This window comes from Kitasatospora sp. NPDC057512 (assembly GCF_042802135.1).
In the GTDB taxonomy this organism is placed as follows: Bacteria; Actinomycetota; Actinomycetes; order Streptomycetales; family Streptomycetaceae; genus Kitasatospora.
The window spans coordinates 1-7,167 of the sequence record NZ_JBHVET010000447.1 but is presented as its reverse complement, the minus strand read 5'-3'; the positions used below and the strand labels follow the sequence as shown (position 1 = coordinate 7,167).

At 72.6% G+C, this 7,167-nt stretch carries 5 protein-coding genes and 1 pseudogene; 2 read left to right on the top strand and 4 right to left on the bottom strand.

The features are described 5' to 3' along the window. The first annotated feature begins 159 nt into the window (after positions 1-159). Positions 160-990, top strand: coding sequence for a hypothetical protein (locus ACFU6K_RS25725; RefSeq protein ID WP_380666800.1), 831 nt, complete (start codon positions 160-162; stop codon positions 988-990). Here the strand turns inward: ACFU6K_RS25725 and ACFU6K_RS25720 are convergent. The 4 genes and pseudogenes from ACFU6K_RS25720 to ACFU6K_RS25705 all read right to left on the bottom strand — a co-directional run. After that, positions 987-1,478, bottom strand: coding sequence for a VOC family protein (locus tag ACFU6K_RS25720; protein WP_380666798.1), 492 nt, complete (start codon positions 1,476-1,478; stop codon positions 987-989). The genes ACFU6K_RS25725 and ACFU6K_RS25720 overlap by 4 nt on opposite strands. A 376-nt stretch (positions 1,479-1,854) precedes the next feature. Then, on the bottom strand, positions 1,855-2,550 hold the full coding sequence (locus ACFU6K_RS25715) for an aspartate/glutamate racemase family protein (RefSeq protein WP_380666796.1): 696 nt from the start codon (positions 2,548-2,550) through the stop codon (positions 1,855-1,857). A gap of 57 nt (positions 2,551-2,607) precedes the next feature. After that, complete coding sequence (locus ACFU6K_RS25710) at positions 2,608-4,464, bottom strand: CocE/NonD family hydrolase (protein ID WP_380666795.1); 1,857 nt, start codon at positions 4,462-4,464, stop codon at positions 2,608-2,610. A gap of 301 nt (positions 4,465-4,765) precedes the next feature. After that, positions 4,766-5,722: pseudogene (locus ACFU6K_RS25705) on the bottom strand (hydrolase); the annotation flags it as partial. Between the two features lie 302 nt (positions 5,723-6,024). Here ACFU6K_RS25705 and ACFU6K_RS25700 point away from each other — a divergent pair. Further along, positions 6,025-7,167 carry a HoxN/HupN/NixA family nickel/cobalt transporter gene (locus tag ACFU6K_RS25700; RefSeq protein ID WP_380666793.1) on the top strand — a complete coding sequence of 381 codons (1,143 nt, stop codon included), beginning with the start codon at positions 6,025-6,027 and terminating at the stop codon, positions 7,165-7,167.

The following is a 7,167-nucleotide window of genomic DNA, read 5'->3' as shown; positions in this document are numbered from 1 at the left end:
AGGTGGGGGCGTACGTGGTGCGGGGGTCAGAGCTTTGCGCGCGAAGGGTTCGCACTCTTCGTAGTCAGTGCGCTACTTTCCGCATCATCAACAGAACATAGGAGACCCCGGCGGTGCTGTAACACCCCGGGGTCTGGCACCAGAGGAACACACCTCCAGATGCGGGTTCATCGTAGCGCGCGCACGCGCGCGTTCACCGTCCTTCCGAACGGCCTGTTGCAGGACCGTCGGCTCAGCTATACCGCCCGTGGCCTCCTCGCCGACCTGCTCTCCCGCCCCGACGGGTGGCGGGAGGACGGGCGGCAGATGGCGGACAGCAGTCCGCAGGGGCGGGGCGCCGTCCGGCGGGCCCTCAAGGAGCTGACCAGCGCCGGGTACTACCGGGTCGACACGGTCCGGATGGCCGACGGGACCATCCGGTCCGAGGCCCACGTCTTCGACACCCCACAACCCTCACCGGCTGTCCCCCGCCCGGCCTCCGGTGGAGGGAGTTCCGGCGGCGCTGTCACCCCTCCCGTAAAGGACCCGGAGAAAGAAACCACCCTCCCGGATGACCGGACGCGGGCCGCCGTGGCCACACTGTTCCGGGTGATCCGGCCCGAACCCCGCCTGCGCCTCGGCGAGGCCGAGGCCCGCGCGCTGGCCCCGCTCGTCGTGCAATGGCTGGAACGGGGCTGCGACGAAGCCGAGTTGGCCCACGCCCTGCTGCCCGGACTGCCGCAGCCGATGCACTCCCCAGTGGCGATCCTCCGGGACCGCCTTCAGCGCAAGCTGCCACCGGAGCGCCCTGAAACCCCACCGGCCTCGTACGCCGAGTGCGGCCGCTGCCACGACCCGGTGCCCCGCCCCGGCATCTGCCGCGCCTGCGCGGGCCTCGGCACGAGAACCGTCGCGGTGGGCACCGGGGCCGGGGCCACCCCCGGAGGCGTCGCCCGCGCCCGCGCGGCCCTGCGCGGGTGGTCCGGGCATCCGGCCGCCGCGAACTCCTAGCTGGCGAAGCCGCCTTCGGGGCGGATGATCTCCAGGTTGGTGCCGTCCGGGTCGTTGAAGTAGGCGACCTGGGTGCCGAGGGCGGCGTTCGGGGTGACCTCGCCCTCGATGAAGGTGTAGTCGTCGCCGAGGAAGTCGTAGCCGGCGTCCTTCATCCGCGAGTACACGGCGTCGAAGTCGTCGACCCGCAGGCAGAGGTGCATCGAGCCGGGCCGGTTGGCCACGCCGCCGGTCCGCTCGCCGACCGGTTCCTGGAACTGGATGAGGTCGATGCCGAGGCTGTTGTCCAGGTTGATCGTGGCGTAGCGCAGCTTCGCCACGGGCAGGCCCTGCGACTTCCCGAACGGCACGCTGTGCATGGTGCCCTGCGCGACGGGCTCCCGCCCGGTGAGGGCCGTGTAGAACGCGATCGACGCGTCCAGGTCGGAGACCGAGATACCGACGTGGGCGGCGAGGGTGAGGTTGATCGGGGTACTGGAAACGGCCATGGTCGTCCCTCTCGTTCGCGCCCTGCGGCCCCCGGTGTCGGGGTGGGCGGCGCGGGGCGAGGTGCTGGGGAACCGGTCCGCTCACCATTGTCCCGGCGTGGGCCGACCGCGCACCTTGGGGCGGCGGCCGGGGTTCAGGAGCGGTCCCGGGGCGCCCGGTGCTGCCACTCCCGGGCGGACACCTCCGATCGGCCCGCCGGTGCCCGCAGTCGGACGATGCCGAGGAAGCGCCGGGTGTCGCAGCGCAGTGGCGGCCGATGTCGTGCACCGCGGCGAGTCGTCGGCCTCGCGGACCGCCGGGACCAGGGCCCTGTCGGAAGTGGCCTGCTGCCGGGCCGGCCACCCCTCTCCGTCCGACGGGACGCCTCCGGGCCCGTCAGAGCCCGCCCAGGGCGGCGTCGACCGCCGCCTCGGCGTGCAGCCGGGTGGTGGGGAAGACGGGCACCGGGCTGTCCTCCGGCCGGACCAGCAGTTCGATCTCGGTGCAGCCGAGGACGATCCCTTCCGCGCCCCCGGCCACCAGCTCCCCGATCACCCGCCGGTACGCCGCCCGGGACTCCTCGCGGACCAGCCCGACGCACAACTCCTCGTAGATCACCCGGTGGACCAGGGCGCGCGAATCCGCTTGCGGCACCAGGACGTCCAGGCCGCCCGCCGCCAACCGGCCGCGGTAGAAGTCCTGTTCCATCGTGAAGGCCGTCCCGAGCAGCCCGACCCGCCGCAGGCCCGCCGCCCGGACGGCCGCCGCCGTGGTGTCGGCCAGGTGCAGCAGGGGGACGGAGACCGCCGCCGCGACCTGGTCGGCGACCTTGTGCATGGTGTTGGTGCAGATCAGCAGCAGGTCGGCGCCGGCCGCCTCCAGCGACCGGGCCGCGTCGGCGAGGACCTCGCCGGCCTCCTCCCACCGGCCGGCCGTCTGTAGCCGCTCGATCTCCGCGAAGTCGACGGAGTAGAGCACGAGTCGGGCGGAGTGCAGTCCGCCGAGGCGCTCTCGGGTGAGCCGGTTCAGCAGGCGGTAGTACTCGGCGGTGGATTCCCAGCTCATGCCGCCGATCAGGCCGATGGTCTTCATGGGGCCATTTATAAGTCTAAGTCGAAATGTAAGGCAAGTTCATAAGTAAATCTTTGATCAGCTCTCCCGGGGCACCCGGTGCTGCCATTCCCGGGCGAACACCTCCGATCCGCCCTCCAGCGCCCGCAGTTGGACGATGCTGAGGAAGTGCCCGGCGTCGCACCGCAGTTGGGTGCGGGTCTGGACGGTGACGTCCCAGCCGATGTCGGGCCGCTCCAGGCGGACGGTGTGGTCCGTGCGGGCCTGGGCGCTGAGCGGGGCGCCGGTGAGCACGCGGTAGGCGGTGACGGTGTGTTCGTCGCGGACCAGGCCGTCGGGGTGGGTGCGGGTGCCGTCGGTGGCGGGGGAGAACTCGGCGCGCCACTCGTGGCGGCCGATGTCGTGCACGGTGAGGTGTTCGGGCCGGGCGGTGAGCGGTTCGGTGAGGTGGACGGCGAGCGGTTCGGGCAGCACCGGGGGTTCGAAGGTGACGGGCCGGGCGCCGACGTCGGCGGCGAGGTGGCGCACCGGCAGGCTCAGGGTGGAGCGGGACGGGTCTACGCCGTACCCGGTGTCCTCGGCCGGGGGCCACACCCAGGGCCAGTAGACCGAGGAGAGGGCGAGCCGCAGCCGGTGCCCGGCCGGGATGGTCGAGGCGCAGGCCGCGAGTTCGACCTCGGCGTCCGGCCCCCCGGCGGTCAGGACACCCCGGGTGACCAGCCCCGAGGTGCCGTCCGGGCCGACGTCGCACAGCCGCACCGCCACCTGGGCGGGCGCGCCGTCCTCGGGGAGCCGCAGCCGCAGCCGTACGGTCGGGGTGCCGAGCAGTTCGACCGGTTCGGGCAGCGGCTGGGAGTCGAAGCAGACCGAGCGGCCGTCCTCCTCCCGCTGGTCGGGCGGCTCGTCGGCGGGGCGGCCGTGCGGGACGTAGGCGCCGGCGTTGAGGCCGGTGTGTTGCGGGGAGCGGACCCGGACGTACCGCTCGTCGGAGGCGGTGCCGGCGGTGCGCAGCGGCCCGTCCAGGCCGTAGTGGATCTCGCGGATGTCGGGGGAGGGCCAGGCCTCGTCGCCGGTCCAGCGGGTGGTGAGCCAGCTGCGCAGGGCGGGTTCCCTGAGGGCGTCGGTGTCGGCGCCGCGCAGCCAGTGGTCCCACCAGCGCAGGGTGTCGGGCAGGGCGGCCTCGGGCAGGCCGTGCGGCCAGGGGCCGATCAGGGCGCGCGCGGTGGGGGACTCGGCGAGCAGCCGCAGCACGAAGGAGCAGGACGGGTCGCCCCAGCCGGCCACCGCGAGGGTGGGCACGGACACCGGGACGGTGCTCTCGCCGGCCGCGAGCCAGTCGTCGACGGGCGGGTTCAGCGACTCGAGCCGGGCCAGCCAGGCGGCCCGCCAGGCGTCGCCGACGTACCGGGGGTCGGGTGGCAGGGCGGCGTCGGCGACCAGGGCGGTGAGCCGGGTCTGCAGGTCGGCGGCAAGTACGGCTCCGCCGAGCCGGTGCCCGCCCTCGGGGCAGGCGGTGACCACGGCGCCGACGGTCTCGGGCGTCCGGGCGGCGAGCCGCAGCGCGGTGGTGCCGGCCGCGCCGACGCCGAGCAGGCCGAGCCGGCCGTTGCACCAGGGGCGGCGGGCGAGCCAGTGCACCACGTCGGCGCCGTCGGCCAGCTCCTGGTCGCCGCCGGGTTCGCCGGGGACGCCCTCGGAGTTGCCGTGCCCGCGGGTGTCGACCCGGACGGCGGCGTAGCCGTGGCCCGCGTACCAGGGGTGGCGGCGGGCGTCCTCGGCGGCGGTCCGGTCGGTGAGGCGGCCGCCGGAGTACTCCAGCAGCGCGGGGCCGGGCTCGTCGCCGACCGGCCGCCACAGCCGGGCGGCCAGCCGTGTGCCGTCGGGCAGCGGGACGCGCAGGTCCTCGCGGGTGGTGTGGAAGGGGTAGGACGGCATCGGCCGCTCCCGTCGGTCCCGGGCCGGTGGGGCACCGGCGGGCCCGCGGCGCGTACGGACGGGGTGCCGCTCCGTACGAGCGCGCCGCGGGCGTCGGTACTCCGACAGTAGGGGAGGGAGCGGCCCTTTTCCTGGTGAAGGCGTCCCCGGTGCGGGGCGCGGCCGGTCAGGCCTTGCTGAGCCGGGCGGTGGCGTTGAGGGCGCGGCCGGTCAGGCCTTGCTGAGCCGGGCGGTGGCGTTGAGGGCGCGGCCGGTCAGGCCTTGCTGAGCCAGGCGGTGGCGTTGAGGGCGCGGCCGGTCAGGCCTTGCTGAGCCAGGCGGTGGCGTTGAGGGCGAGGGCGGCGTCGGTGCCCGCCGGGTCGTCCCAGCCGTTGTACAGGGTGTTGCCGGACTGGCCGGTGCCGTCGTCGATCGGGGAGCTGTCGCCCCAGACCGCGACCCGGCCGGAGCCGAAGGTGCTGGTGACGAAGAAGGCGCCGGTGTTGCCGCTGTAGCCGGTCCGGTAGACCAGGCCCTTGACGTTCGGGTTGTCGGCGGGCTTGAGGGTGAAGGTGGTGCCGTTGCGCAGGATCGAGCCGGTGACGGTGCCGAAGGGGCCGTGCAGCACCGGGTCGGTCGCGTCGCTGACCGCGCGCGGGTTGTCGGTGGTGATGTTGAGCAGGTCGACCGAGAAGCCGAAGGGGTCGTTGTTGTTCACCCCGTTGCTGGTCAGCAGGTCGTTGATGATCTTCGGGGAGTCCCAGCCGTCGTTGTTGCGGTCGCTGTTGACGTGGTCGGAGACCAGGAAGAGCCCGCCGCCGTTCTGGACGAACTTCATGATCGCGGTCTTCTCGCTCGCGCTGAACCGGATGTTGGGCTCCGGGATCACGAAGGTGTCGAAGTTGGCGAGGTCGAGCGCGGCGCCCGTGCCGTAGCTGATGGTGGAGCCGGCCGGGAGCGTCTTCAGGCTGTACTGGCCGGTCTTCTGGAGGGCGACGCCCCAGGCGGAGAGGGCGCCGGTCCAGCTCTTCTCGGTGGTGGGGTTCGCGTTCTGGGCCAGGGGGTCGGGCTGGCTGGTGCTGATGATCCAGTCGGCGTTGCCCGCGGTCTCGGCCTTGCTGTTGTCGAACAGCACCCGGTGCGGGGTGGTGCCGGCCGCGGCGGCCCTGGTGGTGGGGGCGGTGGGGCCGGGTGCGGCGGTGGCGGCGGGGGTGGTGAGGCCGGCCGCGAGCAGCGCCGTACCGGCCAGGACCGCGGCGGTTCGGATACGGATCGTCATGAGCGGTTCCTCCGTGGGGAGTTGAGGGGTCGGCGCTCAGGTTTTCGCGCGTAGAACGGGAGTATCCGCGCGTAGAGCGCACGGTGAAAGCCCTGGGAGGTTACGAAGCCTTGTACGGGTGGTGACGATCTCCGGGGGGCGGTCGGAAGTCGGGGGGAGCCGGGGGGAAGCGGTGTGAAAGCGGGGCGGAAACGGTGCGGAAGCGGGGGGAGACGAATCCGTAATTGCGCATGACTTGCAACTGCGTGCGTCAAGGCGGAAAGATGGCCCAGCTTCGACCGCCCGACCGAAAGGACACGACGATGACCGCCCCCCGCTGGCGCGACCGGCTCACCCGTGAGGAGTGGATCCGCCTGGCCGGAATGGGCGGATTCATCCTCGCGCTGCACGTCGTCGGCTGGTTCACCCTGCTCGCGCTGGTCGAGCCCGAGCACTACACCGTCGGCGGCCAGGTGTTCGGCGCGGGCATGGGCCTGACCGCCTACACCCTCGGCATGCGGCACGCCTTCGACGCGGACCACATCGCCGCCATCGACAACACCACCCGCAAGCTGATGGGCCAGGGCAAGCGGCCGCTGTCGGTCGGCTTCTGGTTCTCGCTCGGGCACTCCTCGATCGTCTTCGGCCTCTGCGCCCTGCTGGCCTTCGGCATCCGCTCGCTGGCCGGCCAGGTGGAGTCCGACGACTCGACGCTGCACGAGATGACCGGCCTGATCGGCGTCACCGTCTCCGGCACCTTCCTGCTGCTGCTCGGCCTGATCAACCTGGGCGCCTTCAACGGCATCCTCAAGGTCTTCCGCCGGATGCGCCTGGGCGACTACGACGAGGCGGAGCTGGAGCGCCAGCTGGAGCGGCGCGGGCTGATGAACCGCATCCTCGGCAAGGTCACCAGGGCCGTCACCAAGCCCTGGCACATGTACCCGGTGGGCCTGCTGTTCGGCCTGGGCTTCGACACCGCCACCGAGGTGTCCCTGCTGGTACTGGCGGGCGGCGCGGCGGCCTTCTCGCTGCCCTGGTACGCGCTGCTCACCCTGCCGATCCTGTTCGCGGCCGGGATGAGCCTGCTGGACACCATCGACGGCTCGTTCATGAACTTCGCGTACGAGTGGGCCTTCTCCAAGCCGGTCCGCAAGATCTACTACAACCTGACCGTCACCGGGCTGTCGGTGCTCGTCGCGCTGGTGATCGGCTCGATCGAGCTGATCGGCCTGCTCGGCGAGAAGCTGGACATCACCAGCGGCCCGATCGCCTGGATCGGCGGGCTGGACCTCAACTTCGTCGGCTACGCGATCGTCGGACTGTTCGTGCTCACCTGGGCCGCGGCGATCGCCTACTGGAAGCTCGGCAACGTCGAGGAGAAGTGGTCGGCCGGGCTGGCCGCCGCCTCGGCCTCCGGCTCGGGCTCGGCTTCCGCCTCCGCCTCCGCCTCCGCGAAGTCCGAGTAG